This is a genomic window from Bacteroides sp. (genome assembly GCF_052357945.1).
Classification (GTDB): domain Bacteria; phylum Bacteroidota; class Bacteroidia; order Bacteroidales; family Bacteroidaceae; genus Bacteroides.
The window spans coordinates 14,660-38,790 of the sequence record NZ_DAWCXD010000004.1 but is presented as its reverse complement, the minus strand read 5'-3'; the positions used below and the strand labels follow the sequence as shown (position 1 = coordinate 38,790).

The following is a 24,131-nucleotide window of genomic DNA, read 5'->3' as shown; positions in this document are numbered from 1 at the left end:
GAATTCAATGAAAATAATTCGTAAAACCATATCAGCCCTTCTGCTTGTCGGGATCGGAATCACTTCTATCCAAGCGCAGAACAACTCTTCGCAAGCATGGACATTGCGGCAATGTATCGACTATGCTATCGAGCATAATATAGAGATTCGTCAATCGGCCAATAATGTCGAAGCAGGCAAAGTGAGTGTAAACACCACTAAATGGGCACGCCTTCCGAATTTGAGTGGTAGTGCCAGTCAAAACTGGAGTTGGGGTCGTACCGCTTCTCCGATAGACAACTCGTATAGTGACATCAACAGCGCCAATACCAGTTTCAGCTTGGGAACAAACGTACCTATATTTACCGGTTTGCAATTGTCCAACCAATATTCACTTGCCAAACTGGATTTAAAAGCTGCTATAGAAGATTTGAATAAAGCCAAAGAGGATATTGCAATCAATGTCACTTCGGCTTATTTACAGGTTTTATTCAATCAAGAATTAAGTAAGATTGCTCATAATCAGGTCGATCTAAGCAAAGACCAGTTAAAACGTATTCAAGGTCTTCAGGAAGTGGGTAAGGCTTCCTCTTCTGAAGTGGCCGAAGCACAAGCCCGTGTTGCACAGGATGAAATGACTGCTGTACAATCAGACAATACGTACAAACTGTCCTTACTGGATCTCACCCAACTCTTGGAATTACCCACGCCTGAAGGATTTGTACTCGAAAGCCCTAAGGAAGAATTAGAGTTCGAATCTCTCACTCCGCCGGATGACATATATACACAGGCGCTTACTTACAAACCAAGCATTAAGGCTGCAGAATATCGTTTACAAGGTAGTCTTAATAGTATTCGTATTGCCCAAAGTGCGTTTTATCCACAACTCTCTTTCAGTGCCGGTCTGGGAAGTAATTATTATACGGTTAGCGGAAGATCAGAGAGCAGCTTCGGCAGTCAGATGAAAAACAATCTGAATAAATATATAGGATTTAACTTGAGCGTGCCAATCTTCAACCGTTTTGCCACAAGAAACCGGGTACGCACCGCTCGTTTGCAACAAATAGATTTATCCTTGAAGTTGGATAATAGTAAAAAAGTACTCTATAAAGAAATTCAGCAAGCCTGGTACAATGCTCTGGCAGCAGAAAGTAAATACAACTCCAGTGAAGTGGCAGTGAAAGCCAATGAAGAGTCTTTCCGCCTGATGAGTGAGAAATTCAATAACGGCAAAGCTACCTTTGTGGAATACAATGAAGCCAAACTTAATCTGACGAAAGCTCTTTCGGATAAGTTGCAGGCAAAATATGACTATCTGTTCCGGACTAAAATTCTGGATTTCTACAAAGGACAGGTCATTGAATGAAAAAAATAAAGTTGAGTTTAGTATAGTAGTTCCTTCAAACATATCTGTTGGTTCATTCGTTATTATAGAAAGAACTAACGGATATGAACTATTTTATCATCATAGTAATCGTAGTGATTAGTAATACATTTTTAGGAGTTGCTAAACCAATGAAAAATCAAGCAGAAATCTATTTTGCAGGAGGATGCTTCTGGGGAACAGAACATTTCCTGAAACAAATTCGAGGAGTAGAAAGTACTCAAGTAGGATATGCCGACAGTAATGTTGCCAACCCGAGTTATGAACAGGTCTGTTCAGGAAAAACCAATGCTGCGGAAACGGTAAAGGTGGTTTATGATCCTAAAACGGTAGATTTAAATTTGCTGCTCGATCTGTATTTCAAGACAATCGATCCTACCAGCCTCAACCGGCAAGGTAATGACCGGGGAACGCAGTATAGAACCGGAATTTATTATGTAGATAAAGAAGATCTCCCTGTCATCAAGCAGGCGATTCAATTATTATCCGCACAATATAAAACTCCTATCGTCCTAGAAGTAAAGCCATTGACAAATTTCTATCCGGCAGAAACTTACCACCAGGACTATCTGGATAAAAATCCAGGTGGATACTGCCATATCAATCCTGCTTTATTCGAAATGGCACGCAAAGCGAATGCACCGAAAGCTAAAGTGTATCAAAAAGCGGATGATGCAACCCTCCGTAAGGAACTGTCGGCGAAACAATATGCCGTAACCCAGAAGAATGCTACCGAACCAGCTTTCCGCAATGAATACTGGAATGAGCATCGTCCCGGCATTTATGTGGATATAACTACCGGAGAACCTCTGTTTGTCTCTACCGACAAGTTTGATTCAGGTTGCGGGTGGCCAAGCTTTTCCCAACCGATTCAAAAAGGTCTAATCGCAGAAAAGAAAGATACTTCGCACGGCATGATACGTACGGAAGTACGCAGTAAAACCGGAGACGCTCATTTGGGACACGTATTCACAGATGGGCCGAAAGAGAAAGGTGGATTACGTTATTGCATCAATAGCGCTTCACTTCGTTTTATCCCGAAAGATAAAATGAAAGAGGAAGGTTATGGAGAATATCTGCCACTCGTTAAATAGATATTGAAGAGTTACAAAAACTAATCGTAACTGTTCATTCATTAGAAAAACAGAACGGTGGATTATCCCACAAGGAAATCCACCGTTTTTAATGTAGTTAAATTAAAAGAGAGAGAAGGAGTTTCACAACTCCAATTTATTTTTATCTGCTGGCAGTCAGCAGAGTTGCTTCATTAGTTGCCGGAGTAGACACATTCATAGCCCAGCTAGCAGCGGATTCTTCAATCCATTTATCATTCCACTTATAGTTCATATAAGCAACCGGCATATTAGCGTCGTTCAGTTCATAAACGCTCTTTTCAACAGATGCGTCGTAAGCTCTGTGAGAGTCATTCCAGCGTGCATATACCAAAGTGATTTCATTAGATGAATAAGTATAATCAATTTTAAAGTACGGTATCCATTTTTCAGTAGAAGCATCCCATTTGAAAGCTTCTTTGGAGGACATTCTCTTCTGATCGTCATAGGTAAAATCATATTTCATATGGCGATAGAGAGAGCCATCGAGTCTGTAAATCACTTTCGATACTACAAGATCATCTACTTTTTCTTCATTAGTAACGAAGTTATTACCCTGTGCCTTTACTGTTGTATTAGCGATTCCTGCAAATACCATAGCAACTAAAACGATCATTCTGAATAATACTGTAGTCTTCATAATTGTATATTTTTTATTTGTTCAACATTCTGTTTTTGTTCTTCTGTTTATTAGACGGATCAAGCGTCTCAAACGGTTGCAACATTCTGAAGTTTTTTTCATTTTTCTTCGTTGTCCGCTTGCGACTATAGAGATGCAACGAGCGTGCCAAAACGATAACTAACTAATAATCAAGGAAATCATAAAACAGAACGGTGTACGAAAACGAACAGTTGTACGCTTAAAAGCGAACAACTAACCATTTTTTCGCATTTTCTTCTTTCTACTGATGAATAATAACTCTAAAAATGGGAAAATACTCCGCTTGTTGCCCGAATTATTATCTACCTTTGCAGCGATTATCATATCAAGAAAAAGAAGATGGAAACGTCCAGCAAAAAAAGAATTATCATTCTATCGGCTACCGGTATCTTGCTTACCAGCCTTATTTGTCTCTTTGCATTCCGCAATGTCATTTTATGCCATATCGTTAACAAACGAGCTACACGTGCCGAACAAACATACGGTCTACAAATTCATTATCAGGAGTTACAAATGAAAGGCTGCAATGAAGTGGTTTTACAAGGACTTTCTATTGTTCCCAACCAACGGGATACCCTCCTGACATTACAATCCGTCAATGTAAAACTAAGTTTTTGGGAATTGCTAAAAGGAGAAATAGAAGTACGGAATGTGCTTATGAATGGCCTGGCAATCAACTTCATCAAGCATGATAGCATAGCTAACTATGATTTCTTGTTCTTTAAACGGCAACAAGAAGCAGCCCCCCAACCTGTCATAGAAAGTGACTATGCCAACCGTATTGACCGGATATTAAACCTCATTTACGGTTTCCTGCCTGAAAACGGGCAAGTCTGTCAAATCAATATAACCGAACGTAAAGATAGTAATTTCGTTGCAGTCAACATTCCTTCTTTTATTATTGAGAACAATCATTTCCAATCAACCATTCAGATAAAAGAAGATACACTTCCTCAACAACTATGGGAAGCGACCGGCGAACTAAACAGAAGAGACTATACATTAAAAGCATCTCTCTTTGCCCCGGAAAAAAGAAAAATCTCACTACCTTATATTACCCGCCGTTTTGGAGCAGAAGTCACTTTCGACACCCTATCTTATAATATGACTAAAGATAAGCATGCATCCAATCAACTGCTCCTCAAAGGAAAAGCGAGAGTGAACGGACTTGACGTATTTCATAAAGCCCTCTCTCCTGAAGTAATTCATCTCGATCGTGGACAACTCTGTTACGAGATGAACATAAGCGGGCACTCACTCGAACTGGATAGCACGACCATTGTTGATTTCAACAAACTCCAGTTTCATCCTTATTTGCGAGCCGAGAAAGAGAAAGGAAACTGGCATTTCACTGCTGCAGTCAACAAATCCTGGTTTCCGGCAGATGATCTGTTCAGCTCTCTCCCCAAAGGATTATTCAGCAATCTGGAAGGCATCAAGACAAGTGGCGAGTTGGCCTATCATTTTCTATTAGATATTGATTTTGCACAACTAGATAGTCTCAAACTGGAATCCGAACTGAAAGAGAAAGACTTCCGCATCACAAGCTATGGAGCCACTTCACTCTCCAAAATGTCCGGCGAGTTCATTTATACAGCTTATGAGAACGGAATATCGGTGCGGACTTTTCCTATTGGCCCCTCGTGCGAACACTTTACACCATTGGATAGCATTTCCCCCATCCTTAGAATGTCCGTTATGCAAAGTGAAGACGGAGCATTCTTTTACCATCGCGGTTTCCTGCCCGACGCCCTACGGGAAGCATTGATTTACGACCTGCAAGTGAAACGCTTTGCACGTGGAGGAAGCACGATCACCATGCAACTCGTAAAGAATGTATTCCTGAACCGTAATAAGAACTTTGCACGTAAATTGGAAGAGGCATTGATTGTATGGCTAATAGAAAATGAAAGATTAACTTCTAAAGAACGCATGTACGAAGTATATCTGAACATTGTTGAATGGGGACCGCTCGTTTATGGTATTCAGGAAGCTTCTGCTTATTATTTCAATAAACGCCCTTCACAACTGAACACGGAAGAAAGTATTTTCCTGGCTTCCATTATCCCGAAGCCCAAGCATTTCCGCAGCTCTTTTGCTGAAGGCGGACAGTTAAAGGAGAATATGGAAGGCTATTATAAGTTGATTGCCAAGCGGCTTGCACAGAAAGGAGTAATAAGTGAAATCGAGGCGGATAGTATCCGCCCCGATATCCAAGTTACGGGCGCTGCCCGGAATAGTCTAGCCGGTGAAAACCCGAAGTCTAGTTCTCCTGCCGCTGAGGAGTAATGAGATTGATATAAATAATAAAGGAATAGGTTATCTTCTTGAACTGCTGCTGTTTCTTTCAGAGGAACGGGAAGAGCTTTGAGTGCTATTGCTTCTCGTACTTCCGGAAGAAGAGCGTCTTTCTGTTTGTCCACTAGAAACATTGCTCCGGGTAGAGCTACCGCCGCTTCGAGTAGAACTCGAGCTACCGCTACTCCGGTTAGAAGTGGTACTGCTACTACGACTGGAACCGGAAGAGCTATTATTTCTCTCGGAACTGTTATTTCTATTATAGGAACCACTATCGTTTCGTCTACTTGAACTTTCTCTCGAACTGCTACTTGTTTTTCCACTCTCACGATTGGAGGAACTGGAACCTGTTGAGCTTCCGCTTGTTGGTCTGCGATTAGAGCTTGAAGAACCGGAACCCGTTTCCGGACGACGACCAGAATTACGATCACTTTCTACTCTATTCGTATTCCCTTTTTTATCAGGAGCAACATCTTTACCAGGTCTTGTTGTCGTTCCGAGACGAGTGGAAGTATTCGGACGGAACCGGACAGAACCGAAATCCGAACGACGATAAGAGTGGAATACTCGCTGATCTCTCACCCGATGTGGTGCAGAATAATGGTTGAAATTAGTATATCTACCCTGATAATAACTCACATGGTGAAAGTGTGGACGATAATGTGCTCCACAATAAGTACGGTAATGGTAAGGCACACCAAAATAAAACAAACTACGATTCGGATAATTTACATAAACCCTGAAGCTCCATTTCCCTCCGGTAACATAGATTGGCCGATAAAAATACTCGGCACCGAGGAACCGGCGATACTGTGCATCACTCAATACCCAGCGAAGATCGTCATTACGGATATCCAGCGCTTCATAATAATCATCCAATGCCCATTCGTAACCACGTGCTACGTAATCCATGATATTACGGACAGAATAAATAAAGTCGTAATTAATTTCATACGCATCATTATATTGCTGTGTACTCAAGCTCAATTCATATGCCATCTTATCGGTAAGAAAACGCGTCTCCTTACGTACCTTGCTAGTGCTCATTCCAGCCATTACGGTCATATTGGCAGTCAGACCGACAGCAAAGAGTAAAAACAGTATTCGTTTCATAATTCAATCTCCTATCATTTATTATTCTGATGATATTCCTCAATAAACTTACGCATCTCATCTTTATATGCATTAGAAAATAAAATATCGATCACCTTATTGAAATTTCTCTTATCCCTTACATAAGGATACAGCTTCTTCATCATCTCCACCTGGTCAGGAGTATAAGAAATCTCCTTCACTATTTTCACACATTGATTTGAAGTGACATCATACGTTCTCAACATCCGATCGACAAGCTGCTTCTGGTCTTCATTCATAACCGTTATTTTGAGCTTATTGATAAATTCATCAAACTCCGAATCAGTCATCAAACGAGCTTCTTCCACCTGTTCATGATTAGGAAAGACTTCAACGGTAGTGTTCACAGCAGGCGGTACTACAACGGAATGCATCGGTGCAGGTCTGCCATAACCTTTGAACGTATCCATACTAACCACCTTTCTATTTACAAACTGAACGATTATCGTCACAGGTTCCGAAGTAAGTACAGGCGTACCGTTATCACGATGGAATTCCCATTCTTCCATATCACCGTCAAAACGCCGGAAATCAGGTTTTCCTAAAACGGACTCTACCTGCGATTGAGTCATTCCCTGATATATACCCATCATCTGTTTGGTAGATACATAGCTGGTAAAACAGCCACTGACCAATATTCCCAACGCCAAACACAGCATAATATGTATCTTTTTCATAACCGTATCGTTTTTAGTTAATAGTATCAACGTTTACCGTACCCTATGATAAAATCCTTCATCTTTTCCTTGCTGGAGCTAAATGTCAGGGTATTAATCACCGTAAAGAAAGCTTCCTTATCTACAATCCGGGGATACATGATCTTCATAATCTCCATCCGGTCATCATCGAATGTATACAGTTTGGTCAGTTGGAGACATTGGGCAGATGTGAAATCAGAACCAGCCAATGCAGCATTGAGCAACTTCATACGGTCATCTTTAAAAGGCTCATTCTTCATCTCTTTATAAAACGTTTGGAAGAGCTGATCGTTCATCACCCTGTTGTAACCATATCCCGGACGATGTTCTCCTTGTCCTGGACGATGTTCCCCTTGTCCGGGGCGGTCGGGTCTTTCCGGATGCATGTTATCACGTCCGTCTACCCATATTTCTTTCACTCCCCGTCCATCAAAATAAACGTAGTCTTTATACAGTTTTTCTCCTTTCCATACTCGCTCTCCCGAACGGGTAAAGCGGGTAGCAAACACTTCAACAGTATAATGTCCGGGATTTAAATTGGCTATAAAGCAGGTAGTAGTAGGCAAACATATCTGGTTTCCTCCCAAGTAAACAAGAATCGGAGTATTTCCGCCGTCGATACGAATTCCGTTAACAGACTGCGCTTTTAAGGAGAGGGCAGCGAACAGGATGCAGAAACTTATTATAATCTTACGCATAGCTTATCTAGTTTTTATTATTTATATCTTTAATCTGATACCACAAAAATAGGGTGAGGAAACTCCCCACCCCAATGATTCTCTCTATTCGTATGTAGGGAAATCCCTATTCTGTTTAGGAATCCGCCAAAATAATGCCATCCTCATGCAAGGTAATCAAACGCTTCTTATACAAGTCGCCCACTCCCTTCTTAAAGGTTTTCTTGCTGACACCAAACGTGTCGTAGATATCTTCCGCAGGACTTTTATCATTCAAGTTGATTCGTCCCCCATGCTCTTGGATATAGTCTAGCAACGTTTTCGAAAAATCGTCAATCTTTTCAAAACCGGGTTTCTGAAGAATCAAATCGACTTTACCATCTTCACGCACCTGTTTCACAAAAGCTTTCATCTCCATTCCTGTTTCCAACGGACAGAATATTTCATTTTCATACAGCAAACCGCTATACTTATTATCTATAATCGCTTTAAAGCCCAAATCCGTCTTCTGCCAGATAAGGATATTCACTTCTGCTTCCGGAGTATATTCCGGCTTTTCTTTCGACAGATAACGTTCCACCTTTGCTGAAGCCACAATACGATAACTCTCTTCATCCAAATGCGCATGGACCACATATTTCCGCCCAACCTGCATTTTCATCTTCTGCTCACTGAACGGAACGAACAGGTCTTTCATCAATCCCCAGTTCAGGAAAGCTCCATATTGATTTACCCAGGAGACTTCCAGACAGGCAAACTGACCTACCTGCACCAACGGAGTCAGCGTCGTAGCAATCAGTCTTTCATCCATATCCAGATAAAGAAACACATTCAAAAAATCTCCTATCTTACAGTCCTCGGGCACATAGCGGGTAGGCAACAGAATCTCACCTTCTTCCCCACCATCGAGATATACGCCGAAATCTACTTCTTTCACGACTTCAAGCTGATTGAACTTTCCTAATTCGATGCTCATATTCTTATCTATTATATTAATACTTTCAAGGTCTATTACAAAAGTAGTGATTTACTTGAAATACTGCATGTCATTGGGAAAAAATATAAGACGGAACACATAAATACAGAAACTATGAACATTTTTTCTAATGGAAAAACATGAAAGAGACGTAATTTAGCCACCGTTCTCTATATCCCAAGGTAACTTTAAATACTCAACCTAATACAAAATAGAAATGAACAGAAAAAACATCTATCTGGCAGTTTTGCCTGCATTACCCTGGATTCTGACCAATTGTTGCCAGGCTCAAGCAACAGACAATCGTCCGAACATCATCCTTATTTTGGCGGATGATATGGGATACTCGGACATCGGTTGTTATGGTGGAGAGATACAAACGCCGAATTTAGATAAATTAGCGAGCGAGGGATTACGTTATCGACAGTTTTATAACGGAGCCAGAAGTTGCCCGACACGTGCCAGTCTATTAACCGGTCTTTACGCACACCAAGCAGGAATGGGCTGGATGACTACTGCCGACATGCAACGTCCTTCCTACCAGGGATGCCTCAACAACGAATGTGTAACCATTGCTGAAGTTTTAAAAAGTGCAGGTTACAGTACGTATATGAGCGGTAAATGGCACGTCAGTAGCGAAAGAAAAAATTCCGGAGGCGTCCAGGAACATTGGCCCAACCAACGGGGATTTGATGAATTTTATGGTATCGTAGGAGGAGCAGCCAACTATTTCAATATGAAGTATAACCGGAACAATCAACAGTTTCATTCCCCTAAAGACGGCACATTCTATTTTACCCATGCAATCAGTGACAGTGCCGCAGTATTCATCAAACAGCATTCATTCGAAGAAAAGCCTTTGTTTCTTTATCTGGCATATACTGCACCACACTGGCCACTTCAAGCTCTACAAAAAGACATAGACAAATATGTGGATATATACAAAGCAGGATGGGATCAACTACGTGAGACCCGTTTCCAGCGCCAGAAAAAAATGGGACTCTTTTCTCCAGACGTGCAAATGTCTCCACGCGATGAAGCTGTTCCGGCTTGGGATAGCCTTTCAAAGGAAGAACAAAAAGAATTTGCCATGCGCATGGCTATTTATGCAGCCCAAATTGATGCAATGGATCAAGGAGTGGGACGTGTTGTAGAAGAACTGCGTAAAAAGGGGCAACTGGACAATACAATTATTATGTTCCTGAGTGATAATGGAGCCTGTGCTGAATTTATCAGTAGCGGAAAACGAAAGGCAGTAGACGGTAAGGAAGATACTTTCGAAAGTTACCGCAGAAATTGGGCGAATGTAAGCAGTACACCTTACAAAGAATATAAACACCATACCAATGAGGGTGGAATCGCTACCCCTCTAATCGTTCATTATCCGAAAGGAATCTCCCCAAAGCTCGATAACTCATTCGTTAATGAATACGGACATATCACAGATATCATGGCCACATGCGTAGATTTCGGTAAAGCATCCTATCCTACCACATATAAAGGACATACCATTGTTCCGATGCAAGGAGTCAGTCTCCGACCGAATTTCATCGGAAAAAACACAAAACGCGGGAAAACATTCTGGGAGCATGAAGCCAATATTGCTGTAAGAGAGGGAAAATGGAAGATAGTCACCAAAGTGATCGAAGGGCAATCATTTGACGAAAACGCCATTCACTTATATGACATGAACGCGGACCCGACAGAGCTAAATGATCTTGCGACCACCTATCCTCAAAAAAAAAATGAATTATACGCAGCCTGGAAAGAATGGGCCGACAAAGTGGAGGCACTCCCACTGGATACACGTTCTTATGGAGAACGTCGACGTGATTACAAACGTCGGTGTATAAACGGACAATTCGATGATAACTTTGGCGACTGGAAGTATGGTGTTACCAACACAGCAGAAATCTATTTTTCTATAGACAATGCCCATACAATCAGTGGAGACAAAACAGCCCGTATCGATATCAAAAAAAGTGGAGACAAACCGGCAAATGGATTTCTGAAATGGATGTTCAATGCCAAAGCCGGAGAAAAGGTCTCCATCAGATTCAAAGTACAAGCAGAGAAAAAGTCCCCCATTATATTCCGATTGGAGAGAGAGCAGAACCTGGCTACAAAGCTCATTGATGCCCCCCTTTCTCTTACTACTGATGTCCGTACTTTCGAATTCAAAGATATTCCAATCAAGGAGAATGGAAATTATCAGCTGGTATTTTATGTAGGAAAATCAAATGGAGTAATCTGGATAGATGATGTTGAACTAGACATAAAATAAAAGTAGAATACGGCTATATAGGGTCTGTGGACAGGTGAAAACACATAATTCCTATTTTTAGATAGATTTTTTCTACTTGTCATTTACACCAGAACCTATCTTTGGAAAATAAAATGACCAGACATATAAATCAAGAAAATATGAAGAACTATTTAGTAAGCCTTGCACTGGCGGCTGGATGCACAGCCAGCATGTATGCACAACAAACGGAGAAACCGAACTTGGTATTGTTTATAGCCGACGACTGTTCGTTTTATGATCTTGGATGTTATGGAAGCCCGGATTCCAAAACACCCAACATCGACCGCTTTGCAACACAAGGAATACGCCTCACGAAAACATACCAGGCTGTTCCAATGTCTTCTCCCACTCGTCACAACTTATATACAGGCGTATGGCCTGTAAGAAGTGGAGCATTCCCCAACCATACCCGCGCCGATGAAGGAACTTTGAGTGTAGTTCAACAACTTCATCCTCAAGGTTACAAAGTAGCTTTAGTAGGAAAATCACATGTGGCTCCCGACTCGGTATTTCCATTCGATCTTTACGCACCGACACTGCAAGGAGGGGATATTGATTTCGACGCCATCCGCAAATTCATCTCCGAGTGCAAAGATAAACATGAACCATACTGCTTACTAGTAGCTTCCCGTCAACCCCATACTCCCTGGAATAAAGGGGATGCTTCCCTATTTGATGCAGATAAACTAACTGTTGCACCAATGTATGTAGATATACCTGAAACACGCAGAATGTTGACGCACTATCTGGCTGAGATTAACTATATGGATAATGAGTTCGGCACCTTGTTATCTATCCTCGATCAGCAAAAAGAGACTGACAAATCAGTAGTAGTATATTTAAGTGAACAGGGAAACAGCCTGCCATTTGCCAAATGGACCTGTTATGATGCAGGTGTACATTCTGCTTGCATCGTTCGCTGGCCCGGCGTGATAAAACCTCATTCAGAAAGTGACGCATTGGTAGAATATGTGGATATAGTTCCCACTTTCATTGATATCGCAGGAGGAAAACCGATTGCTCCGGTAGATGGGAAAAGTTTCAAAAACGTATTGACTGGCAAAGAAAAGACACACAAACAATATACTTTCTCGCTGCAGACAACCAGAGGTATTTACAAAGGTTCTCCATATTATGGCATCCGCTCCGTATCAGACGGACGATACCGCTACATCGTGAATCTTACTCCGGAAGCCAAATTCCAGAATACAGAAGTCTTTTCTCCTTTATTCAAACAATGGGAAGCGAAAGGAGAGACTGATAAACATGCCCGGGAAATGACACACAAATATCAATATCGTCCGGCTATCGAATTATATGATGTGGAGAAAGATCCCTATTGTATGAAGAACCTAGCAGATGATCCCAACTATAAAACAAAAATCAACGAATTGGATAAACAGCTGAAAGGCTGGATGAAATATTGTGGAGATAAAGGGCAAGAGACGGAAATGGATGCATTGAACCATTTGGCTAGCAATTTACAAAAGGATACTACAACCAAAGAGAAGAAAAACAATCAATCAACCAAAGGCAAGAAGAAAAGAAACAAAAAGCATTAATATCAGAATATAGCATAAGACAATGATTATTATTGGGCAACATGCCATTGCTTTCACCATTCGCAATGGTATGTATAAGCCTATACATTATCTTATTTACATATAAACAACCCAATAAAATAATACTATATGGAAAAATCATTAATTAGCCTGTGTTTATTAAGCGGCTTGTCAATAGGCAATAGTTTTGCTCAAACACCTTCCAAACCCAATATTTTATTAATAGTAGCTGATGACTGTGCGTACTATGATATTGGATGTTTTGGGGCTGTAAACAATAAAACACCCAACATAGATGCATTAGCCCGTCTGGGAATTAAATTTAACTGTGCATATAATTCTGTATCTATGAGTACGCCAACCCGTCATTGCCTTTATACAGGAATGTATCCGATGCATCATGGTGGTTACGCAAACCATAGCCGTGTAAATGACGACGTGAAGTCTCTTCCAAGCTATTTGGGAGAACTAGGTTATCGAGTTGGATTAGCAGGAAAATGGCATATCAATCCTTTAGCTAATTTCCCATTTGAAGAAGTTCCAGGATTTCCAAAAGGGTGTACGAGTCCCAAAACAGACTATACTACAGATGGAATCAAAGAATTTATGGGACGTGAAACTTCGCAGCCTTTCTGTCTGGTTCTAGCTTCTATTAACCCTCATGTCCCTTGGACAGGTGGCGACGCCTCCGTTTTTGACCGGAAAAAGCTTCAACTACCTCCACATTTTGTGGATACCGAAGCAACACGCGAATATTACGCTAGATATTTAGCAGAAATAGGACTGCTGGATCAACAAGTAGGAGATGCCATGAAGATTTTGAAGGACAAAGATTTGCTTAAAAATACCCTTATCATTTTCATATCCGAACAAGGCCCACAGTTCGCGGGAGCCAAATGGACCAACTGGAGTGCAGGTGTAAAGTCAGCGATGCTTGCTTCTTGGAAAGGAGTTATCCGACCGGGGACGGAAACTTCTGCAATCGTGCAATATGAGGATATTCTTCCCACCTTCATTGAAATCGCAGGTGGCAATGTACCTGATGTTATAGATGGAAAAAGCCTCGTAAATATATTACAAGGCAAAACAGAAAAACATCATAAATATGCTTATCATGTTCACAATAATATCCCGGAAGGTCCAGCTTATCCTATCCGCTCCATTTCAGATGGGAAATATCGTTTAATCTGGAACTTAACTCCAGAAGCAACATACATAGAGAAGCATATTGAAAAGAATGAATGGCATATCTCCTGGAAAACTCAAGACACAGAACAAGCCCGGAGAATATTGAAGCGTTATCAACATCGCCCCGAGTATGAATTGTATGACATAACGAAAGATCCATTTGAACTTGATAATCTTACAGATAAAATAGAGTACAAACAGAAGAAAGCGGAACTCATTCGAGAATTAGAAAGCTGGATGAAACAACAAAAAGATACAGGGATAGACAAAGATGTACCACGTACACCTAATAAAAAGAGAGCCCAAAATCCCTCTGCCGCTTAACTAAAGCTGTATCTAAAAAATCACACAGCAAAATTTATTCTTAATAAATAATTAGTACGGATGGATACAAAATGTATTCATCCGTTAGAAATCCTTTGATTAATTTGTTAACTATATCCTTAATATCATGAGCAACATTAAGTTTAAACGATGTCTATGGTTGGTAATCATATTCTTATTATGTCAGTCAGGATATGCACAGCAGGCTATAACAGTCCGAGCCAAAGTTGTAGACAGTAGTGACAACCGTCCTTTAATTGGGGCTACTGTGAGTGTCAGAGGGACTTCCCAAGGTGTAATAACTGACCTTGACGGACTTTTCCAGTTGAAAATTCTTCCTCATCACAAGTTAGTTATATCCTATATAGGGTACAGAAAACTGATTATTGATGCCAAAGAAGCATCCAAAGCAGGTACAATAGCCCTATCAAATGACAGTGAAGAGCTAGACGAAGTTATTGTTGTGGGTTATGGTGTCCAGAAAAAAGCATCCACAGTAGCATCCATCTCAACAACTAAAGGAGACGATTTATTGCAAGGCGGAAGCCTCAACAGTGTATCAGAAGCTCTACAAGGAAAACTAAACGGTGTAGTAGCAATCAATTCCAGCGGAATGCCCGGAGAAAACTCCGCCAGTATTTTCATCCGTGGTAAAGCATCATGGAATGGAACCTCCCCTCTTGTATTGGTAGATGGAATTGAACGTAATATGAATGACGTAGACTTCAATGAAATCGAATCCATTTCCGTTTTAAAAGATGCGTCTGCAACCGCTGTATATGGTGTCAGAGGAGCTAACGGTGTCATCTTGTTGACCACCAAACGCGGTTCCAAGCAAAAAGCTAAGATAACCTTTACAGCCAACTTGGGATTCAAACAGATGACAACCAAGCTGGACTGGGCAGACTACATCACTTCCATGAAAACATACAACGAGACACTGGCCAATGATGACAATTGGGACAAACAAATTCCAACCTCAACTATCCGAGCATGGGAACAAGCATATGCCACAGGCAATTATGGTCCATACAATGATGTTTTCCCAGAGGTAGATTGGTTTGATGAAATCACTAAAGAATTTGGTTTTTCCCAAAACTATAATATCAATGTCCAAGGTGGAATGGAAAAGATGGACTACTTCATATCATTAGGTTATCAATATGATGGTGGCAATTACAATATAGATAAACAAGCCGATTTTGATCCACGTTACTATTACCGACGCTATAACTGGCGGGCAAACTTTGATTTCAAACTAACAAATACGACTACTTTCTCTGCCAATGTAGCGGGTAATATGGGGTACCGGAATAAACCGAGTGGAGGAACCAACTTCTCAAAAACATTTCAGGCTCCCAACAACTCATTTCCCATTAAATACAGTGACGGATATTGGGGAGATATTTCTGAATCAGGCTATAATCTTATAGCCAATATGAATACCAAAGGTCAGAATATGCTTAAAAAATTTCAGGGATGGTATGATTTTATATTGAAACAGGATTTATCTTTCATCACGAAAGGATTATCAGCCAAAGCACGTGTATCCTATAATCAATTCATGAACACAGAATCAAAAATTATAGTAGGATTAGTCCAGGGAATAAATGGTGCATTCGCTGAAAAGAACTCCTCAATACGATACTATCGTGAATATGATTATGCAAATCCTATTTACAACGAAGATGGAAGCATTTCCTATCCACAAAAACAAAACAATCGGTTTCCAAGTGAATACCAAGATGATGAAAGCTACCCTGTTAATTCGAATTATGATGCATTGAATGATGTAGGAAGACGTTTATATTACGAATTTGCATTAGAATATAATCGCCAGTTCGGAGCGCATAAATTATCAGCACTGGCTTTAATGAACAGGCAAATCATAGAAAACAAAGGAAACGAAAATATGATGCAGTTCCCCTCCTATACGGAAGACTGGGTGGGACGCATCACTTACAACTGGAAAGAGCGCTATCTGGGTGAAGTAAACATGGCCTATACCGGATCTGAAAAGTTTGCTCCCGGTCATCGTTTTGGCTTCTTCCCTTCTTTCTCTTTAGGATGGAGAATTTCAGAAGAACCGTTCATCAAGAAAAAATTCGGAAGTGTACTTACCAATATGAAAGTCAGATATTCTTATGGCCAGGTAGGTAGCGACGCAGGCGCTCCTCGTTTCAATTACATTCAGATCTATAATCAAGCTAATAACGTCCAGTTCGGAGATTCACAAAATGTTGGTTTCGGTCCAACTTTCAAAGAAGGTACGATGGCAGACCCATTATCCACATGGGAAGTTGCCACCAAGCAAAACTTAGGACTAGAACTTAGTCTATGGAATAAGCTGTCCATGAGTATAGACTTGTTTAATGAGCGTCGTACCGGAATTTTAATGGCTCCCCGCACCACACTGGCATGGTATGGTATCGGTCTGCCCTCTTTGAATATGGGAGAAACAAAAAATCATGGATTCGAACTGGATTTAGGATGGCACGATAAAATTGGCAAAAATTGGCGCTATTCCATGAATTATAGTTTATCAATGAATGAAAACCGTATTGTGTTTAGAGACGACCCTTCAGACTTGGAAAGTCATCTGAAGGAAGCCGGCAAACCCATCGACTGGCAAGCACGCTTTCTGGCAGTCGGCAATTATGGAACAATCGACGATGTGTTTAATCATGCACAAACGGCAATAGGGCAAGCCTCTCCTCAAAAAGTAATTCCGGGAGATCTAGTCTACATTGATTACAATGGTGACGGAATTCTCAATATAAACGACAAAGCCGCTGTTTCACAAATGAATTATCCACAGACTACCATGTCACTTAATTTAGGTCTGGAGTACAAAGGCTGGGGACTAAATGCAATGATTTATGCTCCTTTAGGTGTTTATAAATTGCAATTCGACCAATATTTATGGGACTTTCCCGAAAGTAACATCAAAGCACAACCGGATGTATTAAACCATTGGACTCCGGAAAAAGCAAATACCAATAAAGTTATGCGCCCCGCACTTCATCTGGACAGAGGACATAATTCGGTACAAAGTACTTACTCTTATGCTAATCACTCATATGTCAGATTGAAACATCTGGAATTAAGTTACAAATTCCCCAAGAAACTATTGAAGCCATTAAGTATAACAGCATGCCAGTTCTATATCAAGGGGAATAACTTACTTACATTTTCTAACGTAGATAATCGCGTAGATCCTGAAACAGGAGGTGCGGATACTTATCCGATCGTACGCACTTATACCGTAGGAACACGCATCACATTCTAATATTCAATAAAACTAATTAACCATGAAACGATTCAAAATATTCCTTATATCAATCGTATTGCTGACAATCGGAAGCTCTTGTGAAGATTTTCTGGATAAATCGCCGGATATGGGATTGTCTGACAAAGACGTATATAAAAGTTATGAGACGATCAGAGGATTTCTGGATATTTGTTTTACAGAATTAGAACAAATATTCGGAGATGACAATAACTCTGACGGTTGTCCGCACGTCGGATGCTTTTCGGACGAAATGGTAATGATATTCAATAAATCAACAGTATTAACGCTAAACTCCGGAAACTGGCTAAGAGCTAAACAAGACGAAACATTCGAACTTGGAGTAAAAGGTCCAACTAGTATTCATTCGGCATATAAAGCCATTCGAATTGCCAATCTGGTACTCGCAAACTACACAAAAGTTCCGGGAATGACTGAAGAACAAACAAATGAAATTTTGGGACAGGCACACTTTTATAGAGCATGGTTCTATTTTCAGTTACTCAAACGTTATGGAGGTATGCCTATCTTCGATCATCCATTCCTCGAGAATGGAGAAGAAAAGATTCCTCGCGTCACTTACCATGAATCTCACCAATGGATGATGGAAGATATTGAAGCTGCCATATTCATGCTACCGGAAGCATGGGATGACAGCAATACCGGACGTCCTTCCAGAATAGCTGCCATGGCTTTCAAATCAATGGCACAACTATATGATGCCAGTCCGCTCATGCAGAATGATTTAAATTCTACTGAAATAAAAGAATACGATAAAGAAAGAGCTAAACTGGCGGCCCAATCAGCCATGAAGGTAATAACCTATATCAATACGCACCCGGATCAATACCGCCTGATGGATCAAAGTGAATATAAGGATATATTTTATTTTACTTTTCCACCGAGTCATCAGCCCGAACACGTTTGGTATAACCGCGCTCCTATGGCAGGAGGACTCACCACTGTGAAATCATTATGGCTCTACGCAGATCTGGCAGGAGGAACACAAGTGGCAGCCTCCACATATAACGCCCCTACACAGAACATGGTAGACTTATTCGAGAAAAAAGGAAAGGATGGAAATTATTATCCGATCGAAGATTCAAGAGCAGCCTATGACAATCAAAAGCCATGGACAGACCGCGATCCCAGATTAAAGAATAATATTTTAGTACCCGGTGAAGAATGGGGAAAGAATAGCAGTAGCAAACCTCTGTACATCACAACATTTGAAGGAGGAAAAGCTTCTGAAGATATGAAAACTTTGAAAAACATCAACAACCGTCAACAAACAGGATACTTATGTAAGAAGTTTCTATGGCCTGAAGCAAATCGTTATACAGCCCAATGGGATAAATATCGTGTCATCACACCATATATCCGTGTAGCGCAAGTCTATCTGGATTTCGCCGAAGCCTCATTTGAAGCAACAGGAAGTGCGACACAAAAAGTGGAAGAATGCGACTTATCTGCTGAAGATGCATTAAATATTGTTCGCAAACGTGCCGGCATCACAGCTCTTACACAAGACCGGGTTACTGATCCTGACTTATTCAGAGAAGCACTACGCAAAGAGAGAGCTGTCGAATTAATGTTTGAGAATCATCGTTGGTGGGACATCAGACGTTGGATGATCGCCCATGAGCTGTTCAGCCAAACGTATCCGATTAAAGGAATCAAAGCGACTCCCGTCGATCCCAAAGTGGCCATAAATAAAATGAAGTTCACCTATACAATAGTGGATGTAACTCCTGAAGTCAGAAATTTTGCGATGCGCAACTATTGGTATCCATTCCCCAAAACAGATGTGGCAAGTAGTAACAGCACACTCCAACAAAATCCGGGATGGTAATTTATTCATTTAAAATTTGTATCACATGAAAAAACATATATTATATAAATGGACTATACTTGCAGCGGGAGTCCTTATTCTCTATCCGGGTGTAGCGACGGCTCAATCTTTGCACGAAGAGGTACTTGCTACCGATACAGCTATCATCGAACGGTTAGATGGAGGAATAACATCACAAAAAGAATTCGTGGGAGCTGCCAATTATATACCTGTTGAAGAATTAAGAAGTTTTCCGGATTTGAACGTCGTCAACGCTCTACAGGGAAAAGCACCGGGACTCATAGCAAGATGGGGAGACGGAGGCTTAGGCTTCAACACATCCAACTTGTTTATACGCGGTCAACACACCAATGGAAACAGTCAGGCTATTGTCATCATTGACGGAATAGAACGATCTTTAGATGACCTTTTGGTAGAGGAAATCGAATCTATAGAAGTCCTGAAAGATGCTGTAGCCAAAGTTTTATATGGTCCGGCGGCTGCAAACGGAATTATCAAAGTAACAACCAAGAAAGGAAAGATCGGGAAACGAAAGATACGTACCACCGTAGAGGGAGGAATCATGCACGTAACCCGCACACCGAAATACCTCGACTCTTACAATTATGCCACGCTATACAACGAAGCACGCTCAAATGACGGTCTGGCTCCCATCTACCAACCCGGACAATTGGAAGGATATAAGAACAGCACCGGTGTTAATGATTTATTATACCCTAATGTAGATTATATGAATGAATTTACACGCAAACAAAGTTTCTACCGAAAAGCTACCGTCGAGTTTATTGGAGGAAGCAGAAATATGAAATATGCGATGGTAGCCGGATATACCGGGGCAAACGGCCTGGAGAAACTTGGAGAAAGACAAAACTTGAATCGTCTGAACCTTCGAGGTAATTTGGAAATTCGAATCACCGATTATATGCGTGTCAAAGCCGGTGTAGGAGCACGATTGGAAATTAAGGATTGGGGAAGCAAAGACGGAACAGGCATCTATAATGCAATTTCCACGAATCGTCCCAATGAATATCCGTTCATTATAGCTCCGGAAAACATCGGTATGCCTCCCACAGAAGACGGAGTTCCTTATTTCGGAACCAGTGACCGTTTTTCTGATAATCTATATGCAGATGTCGTATATGGCGGTAATTCATCAGAGCGATACATGTCCAGCCAAGCTGATTTAGGATTATATCTGGATTTTAATAAATATATCAAAGGATTGACAGCAGAAGCATATCTCACTTTCGATAATTATAACGTCACCAGACAATCCTTATCAAAAGTATATGCCACTTATGATATACGTCCGTACAAAGACGAAACAGGCAACGAACAGATACAATTCACGCAAAAACGGAAACAGAATCTACCGAAAGACTATTCCATCTCTAACAATAGCGTGAAACGGACATCCGGTTGGAGAACCAATATATCCTATAATCGGGCATTCGGTATTCATGATCTAGGAGCAAACATCGCATATCGTTATTACAAAACGGAACGACAAGGGCAAAATCAAGATATCATTGACACCAGTTACTCTCTTCGACTGAATTATGGATACGACAAACGGTATTTGGCAGAAACAGCGTTGGTTTATATGGGGTCCAACAAGTTTATGGATGACCACAAATACTTTTTCTCACCCACAGTCGGCATAGGCTGGGTGCTTTCCAATGAACAGTTTATGAAGAACATCGAAACAATTAACTTTCTGAAACTGAAAGCTAGTTTTGGAGTACTAGGTTATGCAGGAAATACTGGTTATAGTTTATATCAAACTACCTGGAAAGAGAATGGGACGGTAGGTTTGGGTGAACAGAATAAGAACAACTCCTATATCACTTCCCTAATCCGTTATGGAAATCCGAATTTAAAATGGGAAAAATCGGCGGAACTGAATATAGGTATTGAAGGCCGCCTTTTACAGAACCGCTTACGGGGTGAAATTAATTATTTTCACGAAAGGCGTTGGGATATTATAGGAACAAATTCGAGCCACTATACAGATATGATAGGAGATTATCTATATGCAGAAAATAGGGCCGAAGTAAAGAATCAAGGAGTAGAAGCATCTATCAGTTGGTTTGACAGCCCGATAAAGGATTTCTCGTATGAAGTCGGCTTAAACCTGACCTTTTCCAAAAACAAACTGATTAAAGCGGATGAACTGGACAACATAGAAGACTACCGTAAGAAAATCGGGCAACCTACCGATCAAATTTTCGGTTTACAGGCAGAAGGATTATTCGGTAAAGATATTCCTTTGAATGGTCACGCACCCCAAAGTTTCGGTCCTTATCAGAACGGGGACATAGCCTATGCCGATCTAAACGGAGACGGGATTATCGATAGCCGTGACGAAACGATAGTCGGTAATAACTTTCCTCGAATTTCATGGGGAATAGATGTAGATTTACACTACAGAAATTGGGGACTCTATATACAGGGAGTAGCCGAAACCGGAGTAGACAAACTCCTATCGAACACTTACTATTGGAACACCGGTTTAGGAAAGTATTCCGATAGGGTGCTCGACCGCTATCACGAAACGCAGAATCCTCAAGGCAGTTATCCCCGTTTGACATCCACTGACGGAAAGAACAGCTTCCGCAATTCCAGCTATTGGGTAAAGAACAGTGCCTTTTTCCGTTTGAAAAACATTGAATTGAGTTATACTTTCAAATTCAAGAAGAAAAACATAGCCCAGAATCTGAAATTATTTGCACGAGGAGCCAATTTATTTGTCATTTCCGGTTTCAAAGACATGGACCCGGAACGTCCGGATGCAGGTATTACCAATTACCCGGTACTCGCAACTTACACAGGAGGGCTTTCTGTTACTTTCTAAAAAGAGAACGTAGTTAATTTATAAAAACAAAAACAATATATGAAAATAGGTAGCATACTAATATTATCCGCCCTATCGTCCTTGTTCCTTTCTTGCGAGGATGTATTAGATACAAAGACAGTCAATGAATGGGATGATAATAAAGTCTGGAAACTTTCAGACTTGGCACAAGGAGTATTAATGCAAGCTTACTCTGCTATTCCTAATACTCCCAACTGTTTTGACAATAACTTCCTGGATGCAGCAACAGACAATGCCGTAACCAACTCTTATGGTTCAGGTGTCTACAAAGCAGCCATCGGAGGGATTACCGGAGCCGATAATCCCATCGGAAACTGGGATGGATGTTATAAGCAAATGCAAAATATCCATGAATTTCTGGAAAAGGGCTTACGCGATGATTTAAGCTATGACCGTACCAATCCGGAAACGGATGCTGCCATCAAAAAACGATTGGAAGGCGAAGCGCTCTTCCTTCGCGCCTGGTGGGGATTTGCACTGTTGCAACGTTATGGCGGCCGTACTGATGAAGGGGAAGCTCTAGGTTATCCCATTATCACTCATTTTGTCACCATAGAAGAAGCGAAGCAACTAGATAAGTTCAAACGAAACACCTATCAGGAATGTGTACGCCAGATCTTACAAGATTGCGACCTGGCTATGAAAAAATTACCTGCTACTTATACGGGCGACGACGCTATCGTAGGTGTAGGTAATATAGGCCGTGCAACGTCAATGGCAGCAGCCGTTTTAAAGTCCAGAGTAGCATTATATAGTGCAAGCCCTGCTTTCCAGTCTTCGGATACAATTACCTTAAATCATGGAAGTGATTATTCTGTTATCGACCCGGAAGGTTATCAAAAGCAATGGGAACATGCAGCTCTTATCTCCAACGCAGTACTACAACTACAAGATTTTGGTAAATATACTCCGTTGAAAGCCAACAATATCGCTGATGCTCCAACTACAACACCGACCGATTTTGTATTCCGCAGCTATTTCAATACCAACGGGATGGAAACAAATCATTTTCCTCCCTTTTATAGGGGAACAGCCCACACGGTTCCTTCACAAAATCTAGTGGATGCTTTCCCGGCTATTGATGGTTATCCAATTGGTGAGAGTGCTGAATATGATCCGGATTTCCCCTATGAAAAACGTGACAAGCGTCTGGATCTAAACGTTTACTACCAAGGACGCTCATTTGGTGATAATAATACCAACATAGATGTTGTTGCCGGAGGCAAAGATTCCAAAGAATTTCATCCCCAAGCGAGCCGCACCGGTTATTACCTCGCCAAATTCATGTCGAGAAAAAAAGATATGCTAGCTCCCATCCAGAAACTATCTGCCATTCATTACAACCCGCTTCTCCGCAAATCAGAAGTATTCCTGAACTTTGCAGAAGCCTCTAATGAAGCCTGGGGACCGAAAGTGAAAGGACCGGACTGTCAGTATTCAGCCTATGACGTACTGAAAATGATTCGTCACCTATCCGGAGGACTTCCTGAAAACGATGCTTATCTGGAAGAAATGAGTGCCAGCAAAGAACAATTCCGCAAGTTAGTTCAGAATGAACGCAGACTCGAACTGGCTTTCGAAAATCAACGATATTTCGATATGCGTCGCTGGTTGCTGCCATTAGACGAATCAGTAAAAGGAGTGATTGTGACAAGAGACGCTAACGGTACTCTGTCCTATGCCACAGAAACAGTAGAAGAGCGTAAGTTCAACGACGTACGTTTCTACTATCTCCCTCTTCCTCACGCAGAACTATTAAAGAACCCCAATCTGAAAAACAATATCGGATGGGATAATAACTAATAAACGTAATGATT

15 protein-coding genes are annotated in these 24,131 nt (G+C 41.0%); 10 read left to right on the top strand and 5 right to left on the bottom strand.

Annotated features, from left to right (window positions below; genetic code table 11):
• The first annotated feature begins 7 nt into the window (after window positions 1–7).
• Both ACT8YW_RS02170 and msrB read left to right on the top strand, forming a co-directional pair.
• Window positions 8–1,345 (top strand): TolC family protein, encoded by a 1,338-nt coding sequence (locus tag ACT8YW_RS02170; RefSeq protein ID WP_444103829.1) that lies wholly within the window; start codon window positions 8–10, stop codon window positions 1,343–1,345.
• An 83-nt stretch (window positions 1,346–1,428) separates the two neighbouring features.
• Window positions 1,429–2,457, top strand: coding sequence for a peptide-methionine (R)-S-oxide reductase MsrB (msrB, locus tag ACT8YW_RS02165; protein WP_444103828.1), 1,029 nt, complete (start codon window positions 1,429–1,431; stop codon window positions 2,455–2,457).
• Window positions 2,458–2,599: 142 nt separating this feature from the next.
• Here the strand turns inward: msrB and ACT8YW_RS02160 are convergent, their stop codons facing one another.
• A complete protein-coding gene (locus ACT8YW_RS02160; protein ID WP_444103827.1) occupies window positions 2,600–3,115 on the bottom strand; it encodes a DUF3836 domain-containing protein in 516 nt (171 codons plus the stop codon).
• Between the two features lie 360 nt (window positions 3,116–3,475).
• Here ACT8YW_RS02160 and ACT8YW_RS02155 point away from each other — a divergent pair, with 360 nt between their 5' ends.
• A complete protein-coding gene (locus ACT8YW_RS02155; protein WP_444103826.1) occupies window positions 3,476–5,425 on the top strand; it encodes a transglycosylase domain-containing protein in 1,950 nt (649 codons plus the stop codon).
• Between the two features lie 30 nt (window positions 5,426–5,455).
• On the opposite strand, the gene ACT8YW_RS02150 is transcribed toward ACT8YW_RS02155, so the two are convergent.
• The 4 genes from ACT8YW_RS02150 to ACT8YW_RS02135 form a co-directional block, all read right to left on the bottom strand.
• Window positions 5,456–6,547 (bottom strand): hypothetical protein, encoded by a 1,092-nt coding sequence (locus ACT8YW_RS02150; protein WP_444103825.1) that lies wholly within the window; start codon window positions 6,545–6,547, stop codon window positions 5,456–5,458.
• A gap of 14 nt (window positions 6,548–6,561) precedes the next feature.
• The gene (locus ACT8YW_RS02145) at window positions 6,562–7,245 is read right to left on the bottom strand and encodes a DUF4476 domain-containing protein (protein ID WP_444103824.1); all 684 of its coding nucleotides are present in this window, start codon (window positions 7,243–7,245) and stop codon (window positions 6,562–6,564) included.
• 26 nt (window positions 7,246–7,271) lie between these two features.
• Window positions 7,272–7,964, bottom strand: a complete 693-nt coding sequence (locus tag ACT8YW_RS02140) for a DUF4476 domain-containing protein (RefSeq protein ID WP_444103823.1) — start codon at window positions 7,962–7,964, stop codon at window positions 7,272–7,274.
• 115 nt (window positions 7,965–8,079) lie between these two features.
• Window positions 8,080–8,919, bottom strand: a complete 840-nt coding sequence (locus tag ACT8YW_RS02135; protein ID WP_444103822.1) for a CvfB family protein — start codon at window positions 8,917–8,919, stop codon at window positions 8,080–8,082.
• A 217-nt stretch (window positions 8,920–9,136) separates the two neighbouring features.
• On the opposite strand from ACT8YW_RS02135, the gene ACT8YW_RS02130 reads away from it, so the two are divergent.
• The 7 genes from ACT8YW_RS02130 (at window position 9,137) to ACT8YW_RS02100 (ending at window position 24,117) form a co-directional block, all read left to right on the top strand.
• A complete protein-coding gene (locus tag ACT8YW_RS02130; RefSeq protein WP_444103821.1) occupies window positions 9,137–11,203 on the top strand; it encodes an arylsulfatase in 2,067 nt (688 codons plus the stop codon).
• Between the two features lie 140 nt (window positions 11,204–11,343).
• Window positions 11,344–12,786, top strand: coding sequence for a sulfatase family protein (locus ACT8YW_RS02125; RefSeq protein WP_444103820.1), 1,443 nt, complete (start codon window positions 11,344–11,346; stop codon window positions 12,784–12,786).
• Window positions 12,787–12,915: 129 nt separating this feature from the next.
• Complete coding sequence (locus tag ACT8YW_RS02120) at window positions 12,916–14,298, top strand: sulfatase family protein (RefSeq protein WP_444103819.1); 1,383 nt, start codon at window positions 12,916–12,918, stop codon at window positions 14,296–14,298.
• 127 nt (window positions 14,299–14,425) lie between these two features.
• Complete coding sequence (locus ACT8YW_RS02115) at window positions 14,426–17,587, top strand: SusC/RagA family TonB-linked outer membrane protein (RefSeq protein WP_444103818.1); 3,162 nt, start codon at window positions 14,426–14,428, stop codon at window positions 17,585–17,587.
• 22 nt (window positions 17,588–17,609) lie between these two features.
• The gene (locus ACT8YW_RS02110) at window positions 17,610–19,439 is read left to right on the top strand and encodes a RagB/SusD family nutrient uptake outer membrane protein (protein WP_444103817.1); all 1,830 of its coding nucleotides are present in this window, start codon (window positions 17,610–17,612) and stop codon (window positions 19,437–19,439) included.
• Between the two features lie 25 nt (window positions 19,440–19,464).
• Complete coding sequence (locus ACT8YW_RS02105; RefSeq protein ID WP_444103816.1) at window positions 19,465–22,293, top strand: SusC/RagA family TonB-linked outer membrane protein; 2,829 nt, start codon at window positions 19,465–19,467, stop codon at window positions 22,291–22,293.
• Window positions 22,294–22,332: 39 nt separating this feature from the next.
• Window positions 22,333–24,117 carry a RagB/SusD family nutrient uptake outer membrane protein gene (locus tag ACT8YW_RS02100; protein ID WP_444103815.1) on the top strand — a complete coding sequence of 595 codons (1,785 nt, stop codon included), beginning with the start codon at window positions 22,333–22,335 and terminating at the stop codon, window positions 24,115–24,117.
• Window positions 24,118–24,131 lie beyond the last annotated feature (14 nt).